General features: G+C 70.3%; 19 protein-coding genes and 5 tRNA genes. 14 read left to right on the top strand and 10 right to left on the bottom strand.

Going from position 1 to position 23,600, the window contains the following annotated elements; genetic code table 11:
* The first annotated feature begins 51 nt into the window (after nucleotides 1-51).
* From AC5P09_RS05650 to AC5P09_RS05640, 3 genes are all read left to right on the top strand, one after another.
* Nucleotides 52-2,322: a polysaccharide lyase 8 family protein gene (locus tag AC5P09_RS05650; protein ID WP_493872717.1), complete on the top strand. Its 2,271-nt coding sequence runs from the start codon at nucleotides 52-54 to the stop codon at nucleotides 2,320-2,322.
* Between the two features lie 151 nt (nucleotides 2,323-2,473).
* Nucleotides 2,474-4,093: an acyl-CoA carboxylase subunit beta gene (locus AC5P09_RS05645; RefSeq protein WP_493872716.1), complete on the top strand. Its 1,620-nt coding sequence runs from the start codon at nucleotides 2,474-2,476 to the stop codon at nucleotides 4,091-4,093.
* A 57-nt stretch (nucleotides 4,094-4,150) separates the two neighbouring features.
* Nucleotides 4,151-4,342, top strand: a complete 192-nt coding sequence (locus AC5P09_RS05640; RefSeq protein ID WP_266433392.1) for an acyl-CoA carboxylase subunit epsilon — start codon at nucleotides 4,151-4,153, stop codon at nucleotides 4,340-4,342.
* A 410-nt stretch (nucleotides 4,343-4,752) separates the two neighbouring features.
* On the opposite strand, the gene AC5P09_RS05635 is transcribed toward AC5P09_RS05640, so the two are convergent.
* The 8 genes from AC5P09_RS05635 to AC5P09_RS05600 all read right to left on the bottom strand — a co-directional run bounded on the left by AC5P09_RS05635 (nucleotide 4,753) and on the right by AC5P09_RS05600 (nucleotide 15,255).
* Entirely contained in the window at nucleotides 4,753-5,334 is a 582-nt protein-coding gene (locus AC5P09_RS05635) for a GTP-binding protein (protein ID WP_026248371.1), read from the bottom strand.
* Nucleotides 5,315-5,917, bottom strand: a complete 603-nt coding sequence (locus AC5P09_RS05630; RefSeq protein ID WP_493872715.1) for a DUF742 domain-containing protein — start codon at nucleotides 5,915-5,917, stop codon at nucleotides 5,315-5,317. The genes AC5P09_RS05635 and AC5P09_RS05630 overlap by 20 nt, the downstream gene beginning before the upstream one ends.
* A gap of 96 nt (nucleotides 5,918-6,013) precedes the next feature.
* The gene (locus AC5P09_RS05625; protein ID WP_005479603.1) at nucleotides 6,014-6,427 is read right to left on the bottom strand and encodes a roadblock/LC7 domain-containing protein; all 414 of its coding nucleotides are present in this window, start codon (nucleotides 6,425-6,427) and stop codon (nucleotides 6,014-6,016) included.
* 10 nt (nucleotides 6,428-6,437) lie between these two features.
* The gene (locus tag AC5P09_RS05620) at nucleotides 6,438-9,659 is read right to left on the bottom strand and encodes a nitrate- and nitrite sensing domain-containing protein (RefSeq protein WP_493872714.1); all 3,222 of its coding nucleotides are present in this window, start codon (nucleotides 9,657-9,659) and stop codon (nucleotides 6,438-6,440) included.
* A 378-nt stretch (nucleotides 9,660-10,037) separates the two neighbouring features.
* Nucleotides 10,038-10,613: a GTP-binding protein gene (locus AC5P09_RS05615; RefSeq protein WP_046258886.1), complete on the bottom strand. Its 576-nt coding sequence runs from the start codon at nucleotides 10,611-10,613 to the stop codon at nucleotides 10,038-10,040.
* Nucleotides 10,594-10,989 carry a DUF742 domain-containing protein gene (locus tag AC5P09_RS05610; protein ID WP_030611532.1) on the bottom strand — a complete coding sequence of 132 codons (396 nt, stop codon included), beginning with the start codon at nucleotides 10,987-10,989 and terminating at the stop codon, nucleotides 10,594-10,596. Before AC5P09_RS05610 ends, AC5P09_RS05615 begins: the two co-directional genes overlap by 20 nt.
* A 111-nt stretch (nucleotides 10,990-11,100) precedes the next feature.
* Nucleotides 11,101-11,514, bottom strand: a complete 414-nt coding sequence (locus tag AC5P09_RS05605) for a roadblock/LC7 domain-containing protein (RefSeq protein WP_030611534.1) — start codon at nucleotides 11,512-11,514, stop codon at nucleotides 11,101-11,103.
* A 9-nt stretch (nucleotides 11,515-11,523) separates the two neighbouring features.
* A complete protein-coding gene (locus AC5P09_RS05600) occupies nucleotides 11,524-15,255 on the bottom strand; it encodes a sensor histidine kinase (RefSeq protein WP_493872713.1) in 3,732 nt (1,243 codons plus the stop codon).
* Nucleotides 15,256-15,868: 613 nt separating this feature from the next.
* Between AC5P09_RS05600 and AC5P09_RS05595 the strand changes: the two genes are divergently transcribed.
* The 9 genes from AC5P09_RS05595 (at nucleotide 15,869) to AC5P09_RS05555 (ending at nucleotide 19,858) form a co-directional block, all read left to right on the top strand.
* Nucleotides 15,869-16,060 (top strand): hypothetical protein, encoded by a 192-nt coding sequence (locus AC5P09_RS05595; RefSeq protein ID WP_266433383.1) that lies wholly within the window; start codon nucleotides 15,869-15,871, stop codon nucleotides 16,058-16,060.
* A 132-nt stretch (nucleotides 16,061-16,192) separates the two neighbouring features.
* Nucleotides 16,193-16,969, top strand: a complete 777-nt coding sequence (locus tag AC5P09_RS05590) for a fumarylacetoacetate hydrolase family protein (RefSeq protein WP_493872712.1) — start codon at nucleotides 16,193-16,195, stop codon at nucleotides 16,967-16,969.
* Nucleotides 16,962-18,446, top strand: a complete 1,485-nt coding sequence (gene gltX / locus AC5P09_RS05585) for a glutamate--tRNA ligase (RefSeq protein WP_493872711.1) — start codon at nucleotides 16,962-16,964, stop codon at nucleotides 18,444-18,446. Before AC5P09_RS05590 ends, gltX begins: the two co-directional genes overlap by 8 nt.
* A gap of 94 nt (nucleotides 18,447-18,540) precedes the next feature.
* Nucleotides 18,541-19,272: an HAD family hydrolase gene (locus tag AC5P09_RS05580; protein WP_493872710.1), complete on the top strand. Its 732-nt coding sequence runs from the start codon at nucleotides 18,541-18,543 to the stop codon at nucleotides 19,270-19,272.
* Between the two features lie 90 nt (nucleotides 19,273-19,362).
* A tRNA-Gln gene (locus tag AC5P09_RS05575) sits at nucleotides 19,363-19,434 on the top strand.
* 42 nt (nucleotides 19,435-19,476) lie between these two features.
* Nucleotides 19,477-19,549 (top strand) — tRNA-Glu (locus AC5P09_RS05570).
* 28 nt (nucleotides 19,550-19,577) lie between these two features.
* A tRNA-Glu gene (locus AC5P09_RS05565) sits at nucleotides 19,578-19,650 on the top strand.
* A 35-nt stretch (nucleotides 19,651-19,685) separates the two neighbouring features.
* Nucleotides 19,686-19,757, top strand: a tRNA-Gln gene (locus AC5P09_RS05560).
* A 28-nt stretch (nucleotides 19,758-19,785) separates the two neighbouring features.
* Nucleotides 19,786-19,858, top strand: a tRNA-Glu gene (locus AC5P09_RS05555).
* A gap of 50 nt (nucleotides 19,859-19,908) precedes the next feature.
* On the opposite strand, the gene AC5P09_RS05550 is transcribed toward AC5P09_RS05555, so the two are convergent.
* A complete protein-coding gene (locus AC5P09_RS05550; RefSeq protein ID WP_493872709.1) occupies nucleotides 19,909-20,553 on the bottom strand; it encodes a MerR family transcriptional regulator in 645 nt (214 codons plus the stop codon).
* 119 nt (nucleotides 20,554-20,672) lie between these two features.
* Between AC5P09_RS05550 and AC5P09_RS05545 the strand changes: the two genes are divergently transcribed.
* Complete coding sequence (locus AC5P09_RS05545; protein WP_493872708.1) at nucleotides 20,673-21,191, top strand: DUF4188 domain-containing protein; 519 nt, start codon at nucleotides 20,673-20,675, stop codon at nucleotides 21,189-21,191.
* A gap of 74 nt (nucleotides 21,192-21,265) precedes the next feature.
* Here the strand turns inward: AC5P09_RS05545 and ndgR are convergent, their stop codons facing one another.
* Nucleotides 21,266-21,982 carry an IclR family transcriptional regulator NdgR gene (ndgR, locus tag AC5P09_RS05540; protein WP_028806673.1) on the bottom strand — a complete coding sequence of 239 codons (717 nt, stop codon included), beginning with the start codon at nucleotides 21,980-21,982 and terminating at the stop codon, nucleotides 21,266-21,268.
* Between the two features lie 186 nt (nucleotides 21,983-22,168).
* On the opposite strand from ndgR, the gene leuC reads away from it, so the two are divergent.
* Nucleotides 22,169-23,599, top strand: a complete 1,431-nt coding sequence (gene leuC / locus AC5P09_RS05535; protein WP_493872707.1) for a 3-isopropylmalate dehydratase large subunit — start codon at nucleotides 22,169-22,171, stop codon at nucleotides 23,597-23,599.
* The last annotated feature ends 1 nt before the right edge of the window (nucleotide 23,600 follow it).

The raw sequence follows: 23,600 nt of genomic DNA, 5'->3' as shown, positions 1-23,600 counted from the left end.
GCACCCGCACCCGGCCCCACCCGCCGAGCGCTCCTGCTCACGGCCGCCTTGATGACCACGACCGCCGCGCGAACCCCCGGACCGCCGGCCGACGACGACCCCTACGACGCCCTCCGCCGCCGCTGGCTCGACCTCGCCCTCGGCACCGGCTACGACCCCGCCACCGAGCCGTACGCCTCCCGCCTCGCCGAAACCGGCGACCTCGCCCGCGGCTTCCGCGCCACCATGGCCCCGACCCCCGCCTCCCTCTGGCCCGACCGCCCCTACGACCCGCCCTCCGGCATCACCCAGAGCTACGGCCGCCTGTGGACCATGACCCAGGCCTACGTCCAGCCGGGCACCGGCTGCACCGCCGACCCCGCCCTCCTCACGGACGTGATCCGCGGCCTCGACCACCTCTCCGCCACCGTCTACAACCCCTCCACCACCCGCTACGGCAACTGGTGGGAATGGCAGATCGGCAGCCCCCGCCTCCTCATGGACCTCACGGCCGCCCTGTACGACCACCTCACCGCCGCCCAACGGGAAGCCGCCTGCGCGGCCGTCGACCACTTCATCCCCGACGCGATGCTCACCGACTACTCCGGCACCTCCACCGGCGCCAACCGCGTCGACCTGTGCCGCTCCGTCGCCCTGCGCGGCATCCTGGGCCAGGCCCCCGACCGGATCGCACTCGCCCGGGACGCCCTCTCGCCGGTCTTCCCGTACGTCACGCGGGGCGACGGGCTCTACGCCGACGGCTCGTTCGTGCAGCACACCTGGGTCGCCTACTCGGGGACGTACGGCCAGGTCCTGCTCGACGGCCTCGGCCGCCTCTTCGCGCTCCTCGCCGGGTCGCAGTGGGAGGTCACCGACCCGAACCGGCAGATCGTCCTGGACAGCGTGGAGCGCGCCTATGCGCCCCTGATCCACGACGGGTTGGTGATGGACTGCGTCAACGGCCGTGCCATCAGCCGGGGTTACCTCAAGAGCGACGACCGCCACGTCCTGCGCAGCGACCACTTCCACGGACAGGGCGTCATCGCCGCCATCGCGCTGCTCGCCGAAGCGGCGAGCGCGGTGGAACGCGAGCGCTGGTACGGCCGTATCAAGGGATGGATCGAACGGGACACGGTGGCCCCGATCCTGACGGCCCGCCAGTTCGACGTCGCCGACCTCGCCCGTCTGCACGCCGTCGCCGGCTCCCCGGTCACCGCCACCCCCGAACCCGTCGGCCACCACCTCTTCGCCGCCATGGACCGTGCCGTCCACCGCCGCCCCGCCTTCACCGCGAGCCTCGCCATGGCCGGCGACCGCATCGCGCACTACGAGTGCGGCAACGGCGAGAACCCGCGCGGCTGGCACACCGGCGCCGGGATGCTCTCCTGGTGGCCGAGTGGGCGCAGCGATCAGTACACCAACTGGTACTGGCCCACCGTCGACTGGTACCGCCTCCCCGGTACCACGGTCTCCACCAAACGTCTCCCCGACCGCGCGGGCGGCGAATGGGGCGAGCCCAAGCCCGACGTGCGGTGGGTCGGCGGCACGACGGACGGCGAGTACGCGGCGATCGGTCAGCACCTCAAAGGGCTGGACTCGACCCTCCAGGCCCGCAAGTCGTGGTTCTGCCTCGCCGACGCGGTCGTCTGCCTGGGTGCCGGGATCACCTGCACCGACGGCGTCCCGGTCGAGACGGTCGTCGACAACCGCAACCTGGGCGCGGGCGGCACCCAGGACTTCGTACGGGGCCCGGGCTGGGCCCATCTGGAGGACCACGGCGGCTGGGTGATCGTGGAAGGGCACCTGCGGACCCTCCGCGAGGACCGCACCGGCGCCTGGTCCGACATCAACACCGGCGGTACGGCCGAGCGCCGCACCCGCCGCTGGCAGACCCTCTGGCTGGACCACGGCACCGACCCGGCGAACGCCTCGTACGTCTACGTCCTCCTGCCCGGAGCCACCCGCCGTACGGTCGCCGCCCGCGCCGCCGACCGTCACTGGCTGTCGGTCCTCGCCAACGACGACACGTGCCAGGCCGTCCGCGTCCCCTCTCTCGGCCTCACGGCCGCCACCTTCTGGCAGGCCGGGACCGCGGGCGGACTGACCGCGTCCGCCGGCGCGAGCGTGCTGGTCCGGCGCCGCGGCCGCACCGCTACCCTCTGCGTGAGCGAACCGCCCCGCACCGGCGAGCCGCTGGAGATCACCTGGGACCACCCGGTCGGCGCAGTGATCCGCGCGGACGACGCGGTCGAGGTGATCTCCGCAGACCGCCGACTGCGCCTTCGGGTCACCCCTGGGAGGGCATGTGCCACCCATCGATGTGAGGTGACTCTCACCGGATGAGTTTGTACGACCCCTACAAGCGCGAGGCCCTCTGAGCAGTCGGAAGGGCTGCATGGCGGCGAGGTTCTGTTCAGGGGTACCAGGAAAACGGTCCGGAGACTGTACGGAGTCGACGGCGAGCTTTTCTTGGTGGGCTTCGTAAGGTCGCTACATGACCGTTTTGGATGAGGCGCCGGGTGAGTCGACGAGTGAACCGACGGGTGAGCCGACGGGCGAGCCGACGGACGCGCGCGGGCGGGTCGCCGAGCTGCACGAGATTCGTGCGCAGGCGCTGGCCGGCCCCAGCGAGAAGGCGACCGCGGCGCAGCACGCCAAGGGCAAGCTGACCGCGCGGGAGCGCATCGAGCTGCTCCTGGACCCCGGTACCTTCCGGGAGGTCGAGCAGCTGCGGCGGCACCGGGCGACCGGCTTCGGCCTGGAGGCCAAGAAGCCGTACACGGACGGCGTGATCACGGGCTGGGGCACGGTGGAGGGCCGTACGGTCTTCGTCTACGCCCACGACTTCCGCATCTTCGGCGGCGCGCTGGGCGAGGCCCACGCCACGAAGATCCACAAGATCATGGACATGGCCATCGCGGCCGGCGCCCCGCTGGTGTCCCTGAACGACGGCGCCGGCGCCCGTATCCAGGAAGGCGTCTCGGCCCTCGCGGGCTACGGCGGCATCTTCCAGCGCAACACCAAGGCCTCCGGGGTCATCCCGCAGATCTCCGTGATGCTCGGCCCGTGCGCGGGCGGCGCGGCCTACAGCCCCGCCCTCACCGACTTCGTGTTCATGGTCCGCGAGACCTCGCAGATGTTCATCACCGGCCCGGACGTCGTCAAGGCGGTCACCGGCGAGGAGATCACCCAGAACGGCCTCGGCGGCGCGGACGTGCACGCCGAGACGTCCGGGGTGGCGCACTTCGCCTACGACGACGAGGAGACGTGCCTCGCCGAGGTGCGCTACCTGCTGTCGATGCTCCCGCAGAACAACCGCGAGAACCCGCCCCGGGTGGAGCCGAGCGACCAGGCGGACCGCCGCGGCGAGGTCCTGCTCGACCTGGTCCCGGCCGACGGCAACCGGCCGTACGACATGACCAAGGTCATCGAGGAGATCGTCGACGACGGCGACTACCTGGAGGTCCACGAGCGCTGGGCCCGCAACATCATCTGCGCGCTGGCCCGTCTCGACGGCCAGGTGGTGGGCATCGTCGCCAACCAACCGCAGTCCCTGGCCGGGGTCCTGGACATCGAGGCGTCGGAAAAAGCTGCACGCTTTGTCCAGATGTGCGACGCTTTTAACATCCCGATCATCACTTTCCTGGACGTCCCCGGGTTCCTCCCGGGTGTCGACCAGGAGCACGGCGGGATCATCCGGCACGGAGCGAAGCTGCTCTACGCCTACTGCAACGCGACCGTGCCGAGGATCTCCCTGATCCTGCGCAAGGCCTACGGAGGTGCGTACATCGTCATGGACAGCCAGTCCATCGGTGCGGACCTCACGTACGCCTGGCCGACGAACGAGATCGCCGTGATGGGTGCGGAGGGTGCGGCCAACGTCATCTTCCGCCGCCAGATCGCCGAGGCCGAGGACCCCGAGGCCATGCGGGCCCGCATGGTCAAGGAGTACAAGTCCGAGCTGATGCACCCCTACTACGCGGCCGAGCGCGGCCTGGTCGACGACGTCATCGACCCGGCCGAGACCCGCGAGATCCTCATCAGGTCCCTGGCGATGCTGCACACCAAGCACGCCGACCTGCCGTCCCGCAAGCACGGCAACCCCCCGCAGTAACCCCGCGGAACCTCTGCGGTACCCCCGCGGAAACCTCTCTCACGGAGACTGACGCCCATGAGCACCCCTGACATTCGTGTCGAGAAGGGCCACGCCGAGCCCGAGGAAGTCGCCGCCATCACGGCGATCCTCCTGGCCCGCGCGGCGGCCCAGCCCTCCACGCCCCCCACCCACCGCGGCCGCCGGAAGGCAGGCTGGCGCCGCCTGGAGCGCGAGCCCGGCTTCCGCGCCCCGCACAGCTGGCACTGAGCCCCGCGCACAACCCACGAAGGCCCCGACCGCCCCCTTGGGCGGCCGGGGCCTTCGCGCATAGGTTGGGACCCGCGCGCCGGAAGAGGGGGAAGCGGTGGGCGTACTACGCGAGTTGGCGGACGAGGTCGAACTGATCGCCGCGACGAGGCGAACGTCCGCGAGGAGGCGGAGGCGGCCCTGAGCCAACTGCTCGCCCGCTACGAAGGCGGCGACGAGCCGACCCGCATCGCCGTGCGCGCCCTGTTCGAGCGCCGGGACGAGATGGTCACGCGGAACCGGCTGTGCGAGGAGGCCCGTCCTGCCCAGGGCGGCCGGCCGCGACCCCGTCGGGCTCTGGTGACCCGGAGGGACACACAAACGGCCCCCGCGCCTCCGAGGGAGGTGCAGGGGCCGTCCGGAATGTCTCGCTACCGCAGGCGGGCCATCAGCGCGTGCTCCACGAGCGTGATCAGTGCCGACTTCGCGTCCGCGCGGTGGCGGGCGTCCGTCGTGATGATCGGGGTGTCGGGGCCGATCTGGAGGGCCTCGCGGACCTCGTCCGGGTTGTACGGCTGGTTGCCGTCGAAGCCGTTGAGGGCGATCACGAAGGGCAGGCCCGAGTTCTCGAAGTAGTCGACCGCGGGGAAGCAGTCGGCGAGGCGGCGGGTGTCCACCAGCACGATCGCGCCGATGGCGCCGCGTACCAGGTCGTCCCACATGAACCAGAAGCGGTCCTGGCCGGGCGTACCGAAGAGGTACAGGATCAGGTCCTGGTCCAGCGTGATGCGGCCGAAGTCCATGGCGACCGTGGTGGTGGTCTTGTCTCCGGTGTGGGTGAGGTCGTCGATGCCCGCCGAAGCAGACGTCATCACGGCCTCGGTGCGCAGCGGGTTGATCTCCGAGACGGCGCCGACGAACGTGGTCTTGCCCACGCCGAAGCCGCCAGCCACCACGATCTTCGCGGACGTGGTGGAGCGGGAAGGCCCTCCGCTAGAGCTTGCGAAGTCCACTGAGCACCCTTTCGAGCAGTGTCACGTCTGGCTGGCCGCCGGCGTTCTCGTCGCCGCCGGGCTGATGGATGGCGACCAGGCCCGCCTCCGCCAAGTCGGCGACGAGGATCCTGGCCACGCCGAGAGGGATCGTCAGGAGGGCCGAGATCTCGGCCACCGACTTGATCTCACGGCAGAGGTTGCAGATCCGCTGATGCTCGGGCAGCTGGCCCTGCATCTGGTGCGGCTGCGCGGTGGTGTGCACCAGTGCCTCGATGGCGAGCTGGTAGCGCGGGCGGGTCCGGCCGCCGGTCATGGCGTACGGACGCACCAACGGGTTGTTCGCCGCCCCGGCGGGCGCCGGCTCAGGGGCGCGTCGCTGCGGCTGCACGGGCTGGATGCGCGGCGCCTGCGGCTGGTCGTACGGCGACGGCCCGGGGCCCTGGGGGCCCTGGGGGCCCTGGGGCGCGTACGGCTGCTGGCGCCGCTGGCTCGGGGCGGAGGGGAAGTTGTAACGGTTGGGGTTCTGGGAACCGTCGCCCGGGCCCTGGGCAGGGCCGTACGACCAGTTGCCCGAAGGTGAACCGCCTGGGGGTGTTGCCACTTTCTCTCCTCCTCCGACTGTGCCGGGCACCCATCACTGTGGAGCCGCGTCCCGAAACCTTATGGCCTCGGGACGTCAAAACGCACCGTGTGTCTGTTAGTTGAGAAGGCTCCCTTGGAGCTCCGCACGCAGATCGGGTGTCAGGACCGTACCGGCACGGTCCACCAGAAGCGCCATCTCGTACCCAATGAGGCCGATGTCCGCCTCCGGATGCGCGAGCACCGCGAGCGACGAACCGTCGGAAACGGACATGATGAAGAGGAATCCCCGCTCCATCTCCACAACCGTCTGGTTCACGCTGCCGCCCTCGAAGATACGGGAGGCGCCTGCCGTCAGAGACGTCAGACCGGAGGCGACGGCCGCGAGCTGGTCGGCACGGTCGCGCGGAAAGCCTTCGGACATCGCCAGAAGGAGTCCGTCGGCGGAGACCACCACCGTGTGGGACACCCCCGGGGTGTTGTCCACGAAGTTGGTGATCAACCAGTTCAGGTTCTGCGCCGCCTGGCTCATCGGGCTCACACTAACGCTCCTGGTTGTAGGTGCTGTCAGAACCGAAGCCCTGACCGTTCGTTTCGCTTCCTGCGCTGCGGCCCCGCTCGACACCGCGGCGCAGGTTGCTCAACCTGCCCCGGACGTCCTCGGGCGCGCGGGAGACCTGTGGGCCCCCCTGGTGGGTGGATTCGGCGGCTCCCTCGACCAGGTTGGCCTTGGGCACCCGCCGCGGCAGACCGGAGGAGGTGACCCCGCCCGCCTTGGGCTTGCGGAGCGCTGAGGCCTGCTGCCAGCGATCGTCGTTCGCCGAACGCCAGTCGCCCTTGCTCTCCGCGGGGGCCGACGGCTCCGGGCTCACATGCCGCGCGGCGCCCGAGCCGTTCGCACCGCTCGGGGTGGTGGATCCGCGGCGCGGGAGGCCGGCGTCGGTCAGGTCGTGGCTGGCGGAGGAGGTCGGTCCCGGTCGGTCGAAGCCTACGCGGTCCCGCTCACTCACGTCAGCGGCCTGCACGGATTCCGCTTGCGGAGCGTACTGGTCCGGGTAGCCGTTGCGGTAGGTGTCCTGCTGCGGCCAGTCGTCCTGGTAGGACTGCTCCCCGAAGCCCGAGAAGGTCTCGGGAGCGGCGGCACTGGGCTGCGCCTGCTCCTCACGGACCGGCTCCGGATACGTCGGCTCGGGGTAGCCGCCGTTGGACGAGAAGGCGTCGTTCTGCGGCAGGCCGCCGTTCGGCGCGTAGTACCCCTCGTCGTACGTCGGCCGCTGCGGGTCCTCGTAGGCCGTCTGCCGCTGCTCTTCGTACGTCGGCTGCTGCGGGTCCTCGTACGCCGTCTGGTGGTCGTACGAGGACTGCTGCTGCTCCTGGTAGCCGCCCTGGCCGTCGAAGCCCTCGGCGTAGCCGGGGGAGTCGGGGGACTGCTGGTCGGGGCTCGTGCCCTCCAGGGCCGCGCGGCGCTCCTCCCGCATCAGCGAGCGGCCCACCGGGTCCAGCTCGCGGATGTCGTCCGGGACCTGGGTGTAGCGGCTGTCGTCGAAGCCGAGCTCCGCGGCCGTGCGCATCGGCAGGCCGTTGTTGAAGTTCTCGCCCTGGAAGTTCGGCTGCTCCGGGATGATCTGCGAGACGGTGAACTCGTCGCGCTGGTGCTCGCCGCCGCCACCGCCGTGCGTGATCGCGTCGGGCAGCATGACCAGCGAGGTGGTGCCGGCCTGCTCGCCGGAGGGGCGCAGCTGGACGCGGATGCCGTGCCGGTCGGACAGCCGGCCGACCACGAACAGGCCCATGCGCTGGGAGATCGCGGCGTCCACGGTCGGCGGGTTGGCCAGCTTGTGGTTGATGTCCGCGAAGTCCTCGGCGGTGAGGCCGATGCCCTTGTCGTGGATCTCGATCATGATGCGGCCGTCGGGGAGACGGGTCGCGGTGACGCGGACCTTGGTCTGCGGCGAGGAGAACGTGGTGGCGTTCTCCAGGAGCTCGGCGAGCAGGTGCACGAGGTCGGTGACCGCGCGGCCGTGGATCTCGGCCTCCGGGACGCCCGACAGCTCGACGCGCTCGTACTGCTCCACCTCGGAGGAGGCGGCGCGCAGCACGTCGACCAGCGGAACCGGCTGGTCCCAGCGGCGGCCCGGCTCCTCGCCGGCGAGGACCAGGAGGTTCTCGCCGTTGCGGCGCATACGGGTGGCCAGGTGGTCCAGCTTGAAGAGGTTCTCCAGCTGGTCCGGGTCGGCCTCGTTGTTCTCCAGGTCCGTGATCAGGGTCAGCTGGCCCTCGATCAGCGACTGGTTGCGGCGCGACAGGTTGGTGAAGATCGCGTTGATGTTGCCCCGCAGCAGGGCCTGCTCGGCGGCGAGCCGGACGGCCTCGCGGTGGACCTGGTCGAAGGCCCGCGCGACCTCGCCGATCTCGTCCCGGGTGTTGATGGGGATGGGCTGCACGCGCGTGTCCACGCGGCCCGGGTCGGTGCGCGAGAGCTGGTCGACCAGCATCGGAAGGCGCTGCTCGGCGATACCGAAGGCGGCGTTGCGCAGCTGGCGCATCGCGCGGCTCATCTGGCGGGCCATCGCGGCGGCCAGGATGAAGGCGAGGAGCAGGGCGATCACGACGGCGCCACCGGTGATGAAGGCGTTGCGCCGGGAGTCGTCGGCGATGGTGGCGGCCTCGCTCACCGCCTTGTCGGCCAGGTCCGACTCGATCTGCTGGTATGCGTTGTACTTGAGGGTGTTGACCGCCCACCAGTTGTCGGCGGTGATGCCCTTCTCGGCGAGCGCCTGGCGTTCGCTGGTGTCCGTGGACGTGAGAGTCCCGATGCCCCTGACCATGTCGACCGGGTTGGACGGCGGGGGCACGTAGTCCGGGTTCTTGGCCGCGGCCTCCTTGGCCATCGCCGCGCCCTCCGCCCTGATCTGCTTCTCGGCGTCGGCGAGCTTCTGCGCGTCCGCCTCGGTTCCGCCGCCGGTGTACTCCTCGATGGCGATGCCCTCCAGGTACGCGTACGAGGAGAGGGCGACGCGCTGGGTGGCGAGGTCGCTGGCCTTGGGGCCCGGGCTGACCAGCAGATGCATGCCGATGGAGCGCTGCAGCGACAGGGCCGCCTTGGTGAGCTCGATGGCGTAGACGGTCCGGCCGTAGCTCGTGATGTTGCCGGTGCCCAGACCGAGCTCGTTGGCGAACTCCGTCAGAGGGTGCGCGACCTCGACGTAGCCCTCTTCGGTCTCCACGCCGCTGCGCTTGGTGGTGTACGCGGTCGTGCGCAGCGCATCGAGCTTGGGCTCCGCCTTGCGGAACAGCTCCAGGCGGCGCAGCAGGCCGGCCTTCTGGGGCATGTTCTGGGCCGCCTCGTCGAAGGCGTCGGCGGCCTGGTCCGTCTTCTTGCGGGCGGCGGTGACGACGGCCTGGTCCTTGCCCAGCAGAATCGGGGCGGCCGTGCTGTCCCGCTCGATGTAGAGGGCGTCGGCGTAGTTGAGGGACGCCCGCACCAGACGCGCGGTGTTCTCCGCGTCCTCGGCCTCCTGCCAGGTGTCGATCGAGCTCTTCACCTGGATCCCGCCCATGACGAGGCCGACGACCACGGGTATGAGCAGGATCGCGTTCAGCCTGGTCGGCACCCGCCAGTTGCGCGGAGAGAAACGGCCGCCGCTCGCCGGTGGCGCGGCCGCTTGCTCCGAACCGGGCACAGGGGCGGGCGCCGCTCCGCGCGGCGGCGGGGTGAAGTTGCCCCGGGCCGACGGCTCGGGACCGTTCTTGCTTCGCCTCACTCGACCAACAACCTTCCGGCGGTCGGCACCTTACGTTGTGCCGCAGTGTCTCAGAGCCCGGTGCGCCATCGACTGGGGACTACGTCTTTGACTATTGGGCAGTTCAGGCATTCCAGCACGTCGGCCTACGCAGTTCCAAACAGTGCAGGCTAGGGATTCGAAGTGATGTAAGCCCCAGATAAAACGGTCATAAAGAGCGAGCCCCGTCAAAAGACGGGGCCTTTGTGCGCGCAGCGGCACCGCTTGACCGCGACGAGTGGCCGTACCACCCGATTCCTCTGCCGAAACGTTATGAACACCGGGGCCGACCGTGTCAAAAGACACAGCCGGCTCCGGAGCGTCTACGACAACTTCCGTACGGGATCGCAGATTTGAGTGCTACCTCAGCCGTGCCATCAGAGCGTGCTCCACCAGCGTGATCAGCGCACTCTTCGCATCGGAGCGGTGGCGGGCATCCGTCGTGATGATCGGGGTGTCCGGACCGATCTGCAGCGCCTCGCGGACCTCCTCCGGAGCGTACGGCTGGTGCCCCTCGAAGCCGTTGAGCGCGACGACGAACGGCAGGCCGCTGTTCTCGAAGTAGTCGACCGCGGGGAAGCAGTCGGCGAGGCGTCTGGTGTCCACCAGGACGATCGCGCCGATGGCACCGCGTACCAGGTCGTCCCACATGAACCAGAAGCGGTCCTGGCCCGGTGTGCCGAAGAGGTACAGGATCAGGTCCTGGTCCAGCGTGATGCGGCCGAAGTCCATGGCGACCGTGGTGGTCGTCTTGCCTCCGGTGTGGGTGAGGTCGTCGATGCCCGCGCTCGCGGACGTCATCACGGCCTCGGTGCGCAGCGGGTTGATCTCCGAGACGGCGCCGACGAACGTGGTCTTGCCCACGCCGAAGCCGCCGGCCACCACGATCTTCGCGGAGGTGGTCGCCCGGCCTCCGTCAGAGCTTGCGAAGTCCACTGAGCACCCTTTCGAGCAGTGTCACGTCCGGAGCGCCGGTGCTCTCGTCGCCGCCGGGCTGGTGAATGGCGACGAGTCCGGCCTCCGCGAGGTCCGCGACGAGGATGCGGGCCACGCCCAGGGGCATGGCAAGCAGCGCCGAGACCTCGGCGACCGACTTCACCTCACGGCACAGGTGGCAGATCCGCTGGTGCTCCGGGAGCAGTCCCATGAGCGCCGCCGGGTCGGCCGTGGTGCTGATCAGGGCCTCGATGGCGAGCTGGTAGCGCGGCCGGGTCCGGCCGCCGGTCATCGCGTACGGACGTACCAGCGGCTGGTCGCCCTCATCCTCGTACGGCTCCGCGTACGGATCATGAGAGGCGGTGGGCGGGGTCATGAATCCTCCGGGCGGGGACAGCAAGTCGGTCAGCTAGCCGTCGGACAGGGGCCGGTGGGGGGATTGTGTCGGCCGGACGGTGTTTTGGTGAGGCGGGTGGATCCTGCGCAGTCAGTGGAGCAGACTGCCCTGGAGTTCGGCGCGCAGGTCGGGCGTGAGCACCGCGCCCGCGCGGTCGACCAGGAGCGCCATCTCGTAGCCGACAAGGCCGATGTCGCAGTCGGGGTGGGCGAGTACGGCCAGGGACGAGCCGTCCGAGACGGACATGAGGAAGAGGAATCCCCGTTCCATCTCGACGACCGTCTGTGCCACGCTGCCGCCCTCGAAGATCCGGGAGGCCCCGGCCGTCAAGGACGTCAGACCGGAGGCGACCGCGGCCAACTGATCGGCGCGGTCGCGCGGGAAGCCTTCGGACATTGCCAGAAGGAGTCCGTCGGCGGACACGACGACGGTGTGGGACACCCCGGGGGTGTTGTCCACGAAGTTGGTGATCAACCAGTTCAGGTTCTGTGCCGCCTGGCTCATCGGACTCAACTAGTGCTCCTGCTGGTGAGTGGGGCTCGGGAAGCTGCCGGTCTGGCCGGTGGTACCGGCCTGTCGACCTTGAGCGATGCCCCGACGGAGATTGGTCAGCCGGCCGCGTACGTCGTCAGGCGCACGCGAGACCTGCGGACCGGCTTGGTGCTGTTGCTGCTGAGCCGTACCCGGGACGAGGTTCGCCCTGGGCACCCGGCGCGGCAGGCCGGAAGTGGTGACGCCGCCCGCGGCCGGCTGCCGGACGCGCTCTGCCTGCCGGACGAGATCGTCGTTCGGAGAGCTGCGCCAGGAGCTGGCTACGGGACGCTGAGGAGCGGCAGGAGCCTGCGGCTGCTGCTGCGGGGCCACCGGAGCGGGAGCGGAGCCGTCGCCCTGCTGCCCGTTCTGCTGACCGTGGAACCAGTTGGTCTCGAGCGTGTCGTACAGCGGCGTACGGCCGTCACCGGGACCCGCGGGCGGCAGCGCCTCGGGCTCCTGACGGGCGGGCCGCTGCTGCGGACGCGGCGGGACCGGCGGACGCGGGGCACCGAAGTCGGGGCCGCCGTTCGTGGAGCCGTTGCCGTAGGCCGGCGCGGGGAACTGGCCGGTGGAGCCGCTGTCGTACGACGGCGGCATCGCGAACTGACCGGTGGCCGACGGACTGGACGGCGCCGCGGCGTTGTTCTGGCCGACCGGGGAGCCGAAGACGTCCGGGCGGACGAAGTGGCCCGAGTCCTGGACGCCGTTGCTGCCGGGACGGGGGAACTGACCCGTGCTCTGGGAGTCGTTGTTCCGGCCGGAGGCCGGTCCACCGGGGCCCTGGCGGCTGTCGCCGCGCGGGATCGCCGGCATCTCCGTGGTCGCGCCCGGGCCCTGCCGGTCGTCGATCCGCGGCATCCGGGAGGTCTGCGCCGAGTCCTGCTCGTCATGGCCGCGCGGGGTGTCGAGCGAGGCCCGCGGCACCGGCGGCTGCGCGTTCTCGTCGCTCCAGCTCGGCACGCGGGGCTGCGGGTTGTTGCCGCCGGGCAGCTCGGCCCGCGGACCGCCGCGGCCCGGCAGCTGCGGCCGACGACGCCGGCCCTGCGGCTCGTTGCCCGGGTTCGACGGCTGCGCCGACTGCGGCGGCTGCGGCGGTACGGGGGGCCGTCCGCCACCGAAGGCGTCCTGGCCCGGCGCGTTCGTGCCCGTGGCCTGCAGGCCCTGCGGGCCACCCGGAGCCTGACCGCCGAAACCGGCACCGGCCGGAGCGGGGCGGCCCTGCGGAGGCATACCCGGACCCTGCGGCCCGCGCGGTCCGCCCGGCGCTCCGCCGGGACGACCGCCACCGTCACGCCCGGGCAGCGCTGCGCGCGGCCCCTGACCGGCGGTGAGCCGGCCACCCGTGGGCGCACCGGCACCGAGCGCACCGGCGCCCGCACCGGCGGGGGCCGGTGCGGGCGCCGGACGGGCGCCCGCACCGGCGGGGGCGCCGCCGAGGGCACCGCCACCCTGCTGACCACCGCGGCGAGCGGCCGCCACACCGGCGGCCGCGGCGGCGGCGCCGACACCCGCGCCCTGGCCCTGGCCGGGCTTGGGCTGAGGCTTCTTGCCGCCCTGGGCGACGTCCACGGGCAGCATGACCAGCGCGGTCGTACCACCGGAGTCGGACGGGCGGAGCTGGATGCGGATGCCGTGACGCTGCGACAGCCGGCCGACCACGAACAGACCCATGCGGCGGGACACCGACACGTCCACGGTGGGCGGCGAGGCGAGCCGCTCGTTGATCGCGGCGAGGTCCTCGGGGGAGAGGCCGATGCCGGTGTCGTGGATCTCGATCAGCACCCGGCCGTCGGGCAGCGCGTGACCGGTGACCTTGACCTTGGTCTGCGGGGAGGAGAACGAGGTCGCGTTCTCCAGCAGCTCGGCGAGCAGGTGCACGAGGTCGTTGACCACGCGGCCGGCCACTTCGGTGGTCGGTACGGAGGACAGCTCGATGCGCTCGTACTGCTCCACCTCGGACGCGGCGGCGCGCAGCACGTCGACCAGCGGGACCGGACGGGTCCAGCGGCGGCCGGGCTCCTCACCGGCGAGAACGAGCAGGTTCTCACCGTTACGGCGCATGCGGGTCGCGAGGTGGTCGAGCTTGAACAGCGAAGACAGCTGGTCCGGGTCGGCCTCGCGGGACTCCAGTTCGGAGATGAGCGACAGCTGGCGCTGGATCAGACCCTGGGAGCGGCGCGAGAGGTTGGTGAACATCGCGTTGACGTTGCCCCGCAGCAGGGCCTGCTCGGCGGCGAGGCGGACCGCCTCGCGGTGCACGTCGTCGAAGGCCGCGGCCACCTGGCCGATCTCGTCCCGGGAGTGCACACCGACGGACTCGACGGAGGTGTCCACGTCCTGCGGGTCGGACTCGGACAGCTGCTTGACCAGCTCGGGCAGCCGGTCCTGGGCGACCTTGGTGGCGGTCTCCTGGAGGCGGCGCAGCGAGCGGATCATGGACCGGGCGACGACGAAGGCGCCGACCAGCGAGACGCCGAGCACGAGCAGGATCAGCGCGCCGGAGATGATCGCCTCGCGCTCCGACTCGTTGCGCAGCTCGCGGGCCTTCTGCTCCATGTCCTCGAGCAGCGTGTGCTCGATGTTGCCCATCTGCTCGATCTTGGTCGAGCTGTCGTCCACCCAGTCCTTGTACGACCGCTTGTCCAGGTCGGCGAGACCACCCGACGTCCGCAGGGCGCGGCTGGCGTAGGTGTCGGTGGACTGGATGGTCGGGTTGCCCTCTTCGATGGGCTTGAGGAGCTCGGGGGCGTTCTCGGTGCCGTAGATGCTACGGAAACTGGAGAGGTCGGAGTCCTCGCTCTCCAGGGCGCCCTCGGCGTACAGCCGGTCGCTCTCGGAGAGCCTGCCGAAGGTGGTGTTGCCGACGGGCAGGGCCGCCGCGAGGATCGCGCGCTGGATGGACGCGTACTCCTTGGCGGACGAGAAGGCCGCCAGGGCGCGCGTGCGCTGGATCATCTCGGGGTTGCTGGTGGCCTCCGCCATGTCCTGCGAGAGGTCGAGCAGGTGGGTGACGAGGCGGTGGTAGCCCTCGACCGTCTGGGAGGCGTTGTTCTTGGTCTCGTAGGCGGCGCTGCGGATCTCCTCGAGACCGTTCAGGTCGCGGATGAGGCCGACGAGGCTCTCGCGGACGCCCTGGAGGTTGCCGTCCTTGCTGGAGGTGTCGATCTCCTCGGCGGCGTCCTGGAAGGCGGTCCTGGCCCGGTCGGTCTTGTCCCGGACGCCCTTGACCGTGAAGTCGGTGGCGGTCGAGCCGTGCGCCAGCGGACCGGCCGACTTGTCGCGCTCCTCCTGGAGCGCGGCGGCCAGCTCGGTGGCCTGCTTGGTCATCTCCGTCAGCAGCTTCATGTTGTCGAGCTGCTGGATGTCGTCCATGGAGTCGTTGATACGCAGCGCACCCAGTGAGGTGGCGGCGACCACCGGGAGCGCGAGCAGCGACACCAGACGCGTGGAGATACGCCAGTTGCGCAGGGCTATTCGTGGGCCGGGGCCGCTGGGGCCCTTCGGCGGCTTCACGGCCGGCGTGGTCGGAGTGGCGGAGCCGGTCGACGCGGACGCGCCGGGGCGCCCGGAGCGCTCACCGCCGTCGCCGGACGGGGCCGGGCCCGGGTTCTGGGCGTGCTGGGGCGAGGAGCTGCCGGCCGTCGGGCCAGTCCCGCCGTGCGGCTCCGGCTCCGCCGAAGCACTGCCATCCCTCTTGAAACGTCCCTGCACTAGCGTCGCAACCTCTGGACCAGGCGCCCCTCCGCGCGAACGGAAGGACGGTGTCGGCGTCGTAGGGGGCGCCCTGAAAAACGCCCCCCGTGGTGGTCGTGAGTGACCGGCGCGCTGGTTCCCCCTATCTCGCCGCCGCTCGGCGCTTCTCTGCGCCCCCTGTGCGCCGGCTCGATCCTGCGGCGGTCCGTGGAATTCCAGCACAGTGCAGGATCTCCAACAAGGGCCATGGGTCAGGCCGTGACCTACGTGACACCGCGTGAGTGCCGAGTCACCGGACGTAGAAGCTTATCTCCCCTATACCGGACGTATGCCCGCGAGTCCCCCGGATGCAAGCGGTGTCCCAGTCGCCATGATCAGGAGCGGAATGAGGGCTTCAGGGGGTCAATGTCCGTTTCGTTGGGGTGAGTTGCTGGTCTGCTTTGACCGTTTTGCCCCTAGGTAAGTGAGGAAACTCACATGCCCCTCCTGGGGTCTGTGCGTCCCAGGAGGGGAATTGCATGTTTAGCCTGACGCTTTACAGAGATGGCAAAACCGACAACCCGCGCCGGTCCAGGGGCTCTTCAACACCCCGCTCGCCCGGCGCCTCGTACAGAACAGGTCTCGTACAACCGTGAAGACGACGATGATGTTCCGCAACACCGCCAACCCGCGGCGCACGACGCTGGCCCACCTCGAGGACGCCGACGAACTGCAGACCCCGGAGCAGCCGGACCACGCCGTCGCCCTCCCGACCCAGACCGCCAACCCCCGCCGCACGATCCTGATGGAAGTACCGGTCCAGGCCGGCTCCGCCCAGGAGTAGATCACCAAGCCCGACATGGATCAAGGGCGCCCGCCACAAAGCACGAGCCCAAATGCGCGAGGCGCCCGCCTCTTACCGCGTTAGCCTGGAGCGTCAGACTCCAGTCAGCTCAGTGAGGGGCGCAAGGATCCCGTGCGCATCGCCAGATTCTCCATCGACGGGAACGTCGCCTTCGGTGCGGTCGAGGGTGACAGGCCGGACGAACTCGTCCTCGACATCATCAAGGGCATCCCGTTCGCGGACTTCGAGCTCTCCGGTACGAAGGTCCCGCTGAGCAAGGTGCGGCTGCTGCCCCCGGTGCTCCCCAACAAGGTCGTGGCCTACGGCCGCAACTACGCGGAGCACGCGAAGGAACTCGGCAACGAGGTGCCCGACGCCCCGTTCGCCTTCTTCAAGCCCTCCACCTCGGTGATCGGCCACGGCGACGAGATCCAGTACCCCTCCTTCTCCGAGGACCTCCACCACGAGGCTGAACTGGCCGTCGTCATCGGCCGGATGTGCCGCGAGGTCCCCCGCGAGCGCGTCAAGGACGTCATCCTCGGCTACACCTGCGCCAACGACATCACCGCCCGCGACGTCCAGAAGCGCGAGAAGCAGTGGGCCAGGGCCAAGGGCTTCGACACGTCCTGCCCGCTCGGCCCCTGGGTGGAGACGGACCTCGACCCGTCCGACCTGACCATCCAGCTCACCGTCAACGGCTCGCAGCGCCAGCTCGGCCGCACCAGCGAGATGATCCACTCCATCGAGGACCTGATCGTCAACATCACCGAGGCCATGACGCTGCTCCCCGGCGACGTGATCCTCACGGGCACCCCGGCAGGCGTCGGACCGCTCACCGTCGGCGACGAGGTCGCCGTCACCATCGAAGGCATCGGCACTCTCACCAACAAGGTTGTCAAGCGTGGCTAGCGCACCCGTCCCCGCCGTCCGAGTACGGTTCTGCCCGTCGCCCACCGGTAACCCCCATGTGGGCCTGGTCCGCACCGCCCTGTTCAACTGGGCGTTCGCCCGGCACCACGAGGGCACACTGGTCTTCCGCATCGAGGACACCGACGCGGCCCGCGACTCCGAGGAGTCCTACGACCAGCTGCTCGACTCGATGCGCTGGCTGGGCTTCGACTGGGACGAGGGCCCCGAGGTCGGCGGCCCGCACGCGCCGTACCGCCAGTCGCAGCGCATGGACCTCTACAAGGAGGTCGCGGACAAGCTCCTGGACGCCGGCCACGCCTACCACTGCTACTGCTCCCAGGAGGAGCTGGACACCCGCCGCGAGGCCGCCCGCGCCGCCGGCAAGCCGTCCGGCTACGACGGCCACTGCCGCGACCTGAGCGCGGAGCAGGTCGAGGAGTTCAAGGCCCAGGGCCGTACGCCCATCGTCCGCTTCCGCATGCCCGACGAGGCGATCACCTTCACGGACCTGGTCCGCGGCGAGATCACGTACCTGCCGGAGAACGTGCCGGACTACGGGATCGTACGAGCCAACGGAGCCCCGCTCTACACGCTCGTGAACCCGGTCGACGACGCGCTGATGGAGATCACGCACGTCCTGCGCGGCGAGGACCTGCTGTCGTCGACCCCGCGGCAGATCGCCCTGTACAAGGCGCTGATCGAGCTGGGCGTCGCCCGGCAGATCCCGGCCTTCGGCCATCTGCCGTACGTGATGGGCGAGGGCAACAAGAAGCTCTCCAAGCGTGACCCGCAGGCCTCGCTCAACCTCTACCGCGAGCGCGGTTTCCTCCCGGAGGGCCTGCTCAACTACCTCTCCCTCCTCGGCTGGTCGCTCTCCGCCGACCAGGACATCTTCACGATCGACGAGATGGTCGCGGCCTTCGACATCGCGGACGTGAACCCCAACCCGGCGCGCTTCGACCTGAAGAAGTGCGAGGCGATCAACGCCGACCACATCCGTTTGCTCGACGTGAAGGACTTCACCGAGCGCTGCCGCCCGTGGCTCCAGCCCCCCTTCGCCCCCTGGGCGCCGGAGGCCTTCGACGAGACGAAGTGGCAGGCGATCGCCCCGCACGCCCAGACCCGCCTCAAGGTCCTCTCCGAGATCACTGACAACGTCGACTTCCTGTTCCTCTCCGAGCCGGTCTTCGACGAGCCGAGCTGGACGAAGGCGATGAAGGAGGGCTCGGACGCCCTGCTCCGCACGGCCCGCGAGAAGCTGGAGTCGGCGGACTGGACGTCCCCGGAGTCCCTGAAGGAGGCCGTCCTGGCCGCCGGCGAGGCCCACGGCCTCAAGCTCGGCAAGGCCCAGGCCCCGGTCCGCGTGGCCGTCACCGGCCGCACCGTCGGCCTGCCCCTCTTCGAGTCCCTGGAGATCCTGGGCAAGGAGAAGACGCTGGCCCGGATCGACGCGGCGCTGGCGAGGCTGGCGGCGTAACCCGTACGTCCGTGAGGTGCGGCACCCCGTGCGGGGTGCCGCACCTTCGTCGTTCCGCCGGACGGGCCACCCGGCCTCGGGTTACCGTCGGACCATGAGCATTCGGGCCGTGGTCTGGGACGTCGACGACACCCTCTTCGACTACACCGCGGCCGACCGCGTCGGCATGCGCGTCCACCTCGCGGCCGAGGGCCTGCTCGACTCGTACGACAGTGTCGAGCAGGCCATCGTGCGGTGGCGGGAGATCACGGACCGGCAGTGGGCGCGGTTCGCGGCGGGGGAGCTGACCTTCCAGGGGCAGCGCCGGGACCGCGTACGGGTGTTCCTGGGCGAGGAGCTGAGCGACGCCGACGCGGACGCGTGGTTCGGTCGGTACGTCGCGCACTACGAGACCGCCTGGGCCCTCTTCCCGGACGTCCTGCCCGTCCTGGACGCCCTTGCCGCCAGCCACCGCCACGGCGTGCTGTCCAACTCCAGCATCCGCGTCCAGGACCGCAAGCTGCGCGTCCTAGGCGTGCACGACCGCTTCGAGGTCATCCTGTGCGCGGCGGAGCTCGGCGTCTCCAAGCCCGAGGCCGGTGCCTTCCTGGCCGCCTGCGACGCGCTGGAGCTGGCCCCGCACCAAGTGGCGTACGTCGGTGACCACCCGGAGATCGACGGGCGGGGTGCCGCCGACGCCGGACTGCTGTCGGTCTGGATCGATCGCGAGGGTGTGCACACCGTCGGTGACGCTCCCGGCGGGCCGCACCGGATCGCCTCGCTCGCCGAACTCCCCGCCGTCCTCGGCGCGGATACCCGTTTTGGAGCCCCGTCCACCTTCGGGTAATGTTCTTCCTGCGCCGCCGGGGAGCGGGCCGAAAGGCCGGAACCCGGGGGAGCACACTAGAACAAATCCCCTCAGGGGCTTGAGTTCCAGTGGCCTATGGTGTAATTGGCAGCACGACGGTTTCTGGTTCCGTTAGTCTTGGTTCGAGTCCAGGTAGGCCAGCTCGCAGAGCTCATCTGCAACAGCGGGGATCATCTCCGCGAAGCCCCCGTTGTGTAGCGGCCTAGCACGCTGCCCTCTCAAGGCAGTAGCGCCGGTTCGAATCCGGTCGGGGGTACGGATCCTGGTTCTCCGGGATCACTAGGGCCCCCGTTGTGTAGCGGCCTAGCACGCCGCCCTCTCAAGGCGGTAGCGCCGGTTCGAATCCGGTCGGGGGTACTGCCTGGTCTAAACCACACTGGTTTAAACCACATTGGTCTATGGTGTAATTGGCAACACTACGGTTTCTGGTACCGTCATTCTTGGTTCGAGTCCAGGTAGACCAGCTCCGACCTGCGGAAACGCAGAGTCCAGGCCCCCGTTGTGTAGCGGCCTAGCACGCCGCCCTCTCAAGGCGGTAGCGCCGGTTCGAATCCGGTCGGGGGTACAGGTTCCAAGGGCCTTCACTTCGGTGAGGGCCCTTGGGCGTTCCCGGGCCTACTCGAAGCCGTATCTCCGCGCCGACTCCTCCTCCTGTGCCAGCCGGTGCAGCGCCTGGAGCATCGGCTCGACGAAGATCGCGCCCGCGACCGCCGTCTCCACCTTCTCCGCCTCCGACGGGTGCGTCTCCACGAAGTCCAGGTCGAGGACGGCCGCCTGATGCATCAACCGGGCGTAGGCCAGGTTCAGTTCGGGATCCCAGTCGTAGCCGAGCCGGCGGAACGTGGCGATCGCCACCACCAGTGAGCGGTAGGCGGGGGAGATGGTGACCAGGGCCCGGGCGTTCGACCAGCCCAGCGTCTCCAGGAGTTGATCCACCTCGCGGTGTGCGGCCCGGATGTGCTCGTCCTCCTCGTCCGGCTCGGGGACCTGCGGCAGCGCCCACAGGGCCGCGCCCAGCCGGATCGTGCGGCCCAGGGAGTCGTCGTCGACATGCCGGAGCACCTCCCGGACCGTCGCCACCGGCACCCGCCCGACCTGGATCATCGCGCGCACCAGCCGCAGTCGGCGCAGCTGCTCCTCGTCGTACTCGGCCGTGGTCGCGTTGATCTGGCGGCTCGGCGTCAACAGCCCTTCGCGCAGGTAGTACTTGATCGTCGCGGTGGACACCCCGCTGCGCTCGCTCAACTCCGCCAACCGCATCGCTCGCGCCTCTCTCCGGCGGCGCCGCTCTCTTGCGCCGCACCCTTGGGAAGTGCCACTATCCAAGCATCGCTCAGAAGGATAGTGCCGCTGTCCGACCGGGTAACCAGGGGGTCGCCGTGTTCGCGAAACCGACAGTCGGCCGTACGACCGCGGCTGCCCGAGGCGATGTGGTGGTCCTGCTGATCGGGATGCGTGTCAACCACTTCTGGGCGGTGCACCAGTGGCTGCCGGTCATGCTGTCGATGTTCCGCATGCTGGGGGAGCTCGCGCGGGACGGCGACCGGGGGCTGCTGGGGCGCGTGCTGCTGACGGCTTCGCCGCGGACGTACTACGTCGTCCAGTACTGGGAGTCCAAGGAGAAGCTCTACGCGTACGCGAGCTCGCCCGACATGTTCCACCACCGGGCGTGGGGGATCGTCAACCGCAAGGAGCGGGCGGGGAAGGTGCGCGGGCATGTCGGGCTGTGGCACGAGGCCTATGTCGTGCCCGAGGGGTCGTACGAGTCGATCTACTTCGACATGCCGCCCTTCGGCCTCGCGGCGGCCACGGGGGTGCTGCCGGTCGAGAGCCGGGGGCGGCGGGCGGCGGAGCGGTTCGCGCACCGCTCGGCCGGTGCGGGCGGGAAAACCGCCTGAGGGGGATCGGGGGAGCGAGAAGGGCCTGCCGCGGCGTTGAGGCAGGCCCTTCTCGCTTGATGTCCCCCAGGGGGTCAGCCCGTGCGGCGCAGGGCCTCGGAGAGGCGGCCGGCGGCGTCGATGACCGCCTGGGCGTGCATACGGCCCGGGTGGCGGGTCAGCCGCTCGATGGGGCCGGAGACGGACACGGCGGCCACCACGCGGTTGGAGGGACCGCGCACGGGCGCGGAGACGGACGCGACACCCGGCTCGCGCTCGCCGATGGACTGGGCCCAGCCCCGGCGTCGTACGCCCGAGAGCGCGGTGGCCGTGAAACGGGCGCCCTGGAGGCCGCGGTGCAGGCGCTCCGGCTCCTCCCAGGCCATCAGGATCTGCGCGGAGGAGCCCGCCTTCATCGTGAGCGTCGAGCCGACTGGGACGGTGTCGCGCAGGCCGGACAGGCGCTCCGCCGCGGCGACGCAGATGCGCATGTCGCCCTGGCGGCGGTAGAGCTGCGCGCTCTCGCCCGTGATGTCACGGAGGTGGGTGAGCACCGGGCCCGCCGTCGCGAGGAGGCGGTCCTCGCCGGCGGCCGCGGCCAGCTCGGCGAGGCGAGGGCCGAGAATGAAACGGCCCTGCATGTCACGCGCCACCATCCGGTGGTGTTCCAGAGCCACGGCCAGTCGGTGAGCCGTGGGCCTTGCCAGTCCGGTCGCCGCGACCAGACCCGCGAGGGTGGCCGGACCGGACTCCAGAGCGCTCAGAACAAGGGCCGCCTTGTCCAGAACGCCGACGCCGCTACTGTTGTCCATGAAACGATACTCGCGTCTCACTCTGTGAAACGCAAGTTCAATTTTCGGTGGAACACGCCACTCTGGAAGACACAGCGGCCCGCGGAACAAGGGGCCGGCGGCGGATGCCCGGACACAGGGGCGCGGGCGCCGCCTCCTCAAGATCTCTAGTTGGGCCGGCGCACCTTGCCGGCCGGAGGGAAAGCGATGGGTAGGACACTCGCGGAGAAGGTCTGGGACGACCACGTCGTCCGGCGCGCCGAGGGCGAGCCCGACCTCCTCTTCATCGATCTGCACCTGCTGCACGAGGTGACCAGCCCGCAGGCCTTCGACGGCCTCCGCAAGGGCGGTCGCCGGGTGCGCCGGCTCGACCTGACCATCGCCACCGAGGACCACAACACCCCGACCCTCGACATCGACAAGCCCATCGCCGACCCGGTCTCCCGGATCCAGCTGGAGACGCTGCGCAAGAACTGCGCCGACTTCGGCGTCCGGCTGCACCCGCTGGGCGACGTCGAGCAGGGCGTCGTCCACGTCGTGGGCCCGCAGCTGGGTCTGACCCAGCCGGGCATGACGGTCGTCTGCGGCGACTCCCACACCTCCACGCACGGTGCCTTCGGCGGTCTGGCGTTCGGCATCGGCACCTCCCAGGTCGAGCACGTGCTGGCCACCCAGACGCTGCCCATGGCCCGCCCGAAGACCATGGCCATCACCGTCAACGGCGATCTGCCCGACGGGGTCACCGCCAAGGACCTGATCCTGACGATCATCGCCAAGATCGGTACCGGCGGCGGCCAGGGCTACGTCCTGGAGTACCGCGGCTCCGCCATCGAGCAGCTCTCGATGGAGGCCCGGATGACCATCTGCAACATGTCGATCGAGGCCGGCGCCCGCGCGGGCATGATCGCCCCCGACGAGACCACCTTCGAGTACCTCAAGGGCCGCCCGCACGCCCCCAAGGGCGAGGACTGGGACGCGGCCGTCGCGTACTGGAAGACCCTGAGGACGGACGCGGACGCCGAGTTCGACGCCGAGGTCGTCATCGAGGCCGCCGAGCTGGCGCCGTTCGTCACCTGGGGCACCAACCCCGGCCAGGGCGCCCCGCTTTCGGCGCACGTCCCCGATCCTGCTTCGTACGAAGACGCATCGGAGCGCCACGCCGCCGAAAAGGCCCTGGAATACATGGGGTTGGAGGCCGGGCAGCCGCTGCGCTCCATCAAGGTGGACACCGTCTTCGTAGGCTCCTGCACCAACGGCCGCATCGAGGACCTGCGCGCCGCCGCCGAGCTCGTGAAGGGCCGCAAAGTCGCCGACGGCGTACGGATGCTGGTCGTCCCGGGCTCCGCGCGGGTCGGTCTGCAGGCCGTCTCCGAGGGCCTGGACGTCGTCTTCAAGGAGGCCGGCGCCGAGTGGCGGCACGCGGGCTGCTCGATGTGTCTGGGCATGAACCCCGACCAGCTGGCCCCCGGTGAGCGCTCCGCGTCCACCTCCAACCGCAACTTCGAGGGCCGGCAGGGCAAGGGCGGTCGTACGCACCTGGTGTCGCCGCAGGTCGCGGCCGCAACGGCGGTCCTGGGCCACCTGGCCTCCCCGGCCGACCTGTCCGACGCCGAGACCCGTACGCCCGCTGGAGTCTGAG

Source organism: Streptomyces sp. a15 (assembly GCF_059026085.1).
The sequence above is the reverse complement of the archived record's forward strand: the minus strand, read 5'-3'. Positions and strand labels throughout refer to the sequence as shown.

Bases quoted from the DNA above. Each gene is read 5' to 3' on its own strand.
- AC5P09_RS05605 (WP_030611534.1), bottom strand. From the start codon at position 11,514: ATGAGCCAGGCGGCACAGAACCTGAACTGGTTGATCACCAACTTCGTG.
- AC5P09_RS05645 (WP_493872716.1), top strand. From the start codon at position 2,474: ATGACCGTTTTGGATGAGGCGCCGGGTGAGTCGACGAGTGAACCGACG.
- AC5P09_RS05550 (WP_493872709.1), bottom strand. From the start codon at position 20,553: ATGCGGTTGGCGGAGTTGAGCGAGCGCAGCGGGGTGTCCACCGCGACG.
- AC5P09_RS05640 (WP_266433392.1), top strand. From the start codon at position 4,151: ATGAGCACCCCTGACATTCGTGTCGAGAAGGGCCACGCCGAGCCCGAG.
- AC5P09_RS05580 (WP_493872710.1), top strand. From the start codon at position 18,541: ATGAGCATTCGGGCCGTGGTCTGGGACGTCGACGACACCCTCTTCGAC.
- ndgR (WP_028806673.1), bottom strand. From the start codon at position 21,982: ATGGACAACAGTAGCGGCGTCGGCGTTCTGGACAAGGCGGCCCTTGTT.
- AC5P09_RS05610 (WP_030611532.1), bottom strand. From the start codon at position 10,989: ATGACCCCGCCCACCGCCTCTCATGATCCGTACGCGGAGCCGTACGAG.
- AC5P09_RS05650 (WP_493872717.1), top strand. From the start codon at position 52: ATGACCACGACCGCCGCGCGAACCCCCGGACCGCCGGCCGACGACGAC.
- leuC (WP_493872707.1), top strand. From the start codon at position 22,169: ATGGGTAGGACACTCGCGGAGAAGGTCTGGGACGACCACGTCGTCCGG.
- AC5P09_RS05625 (WP_005479603.1), bottom strand. From the start codon at position 6,427: ATGAGCCAGGCGGCGCAGAACCTGAACTGGTTGATCACCAACTTCGTG.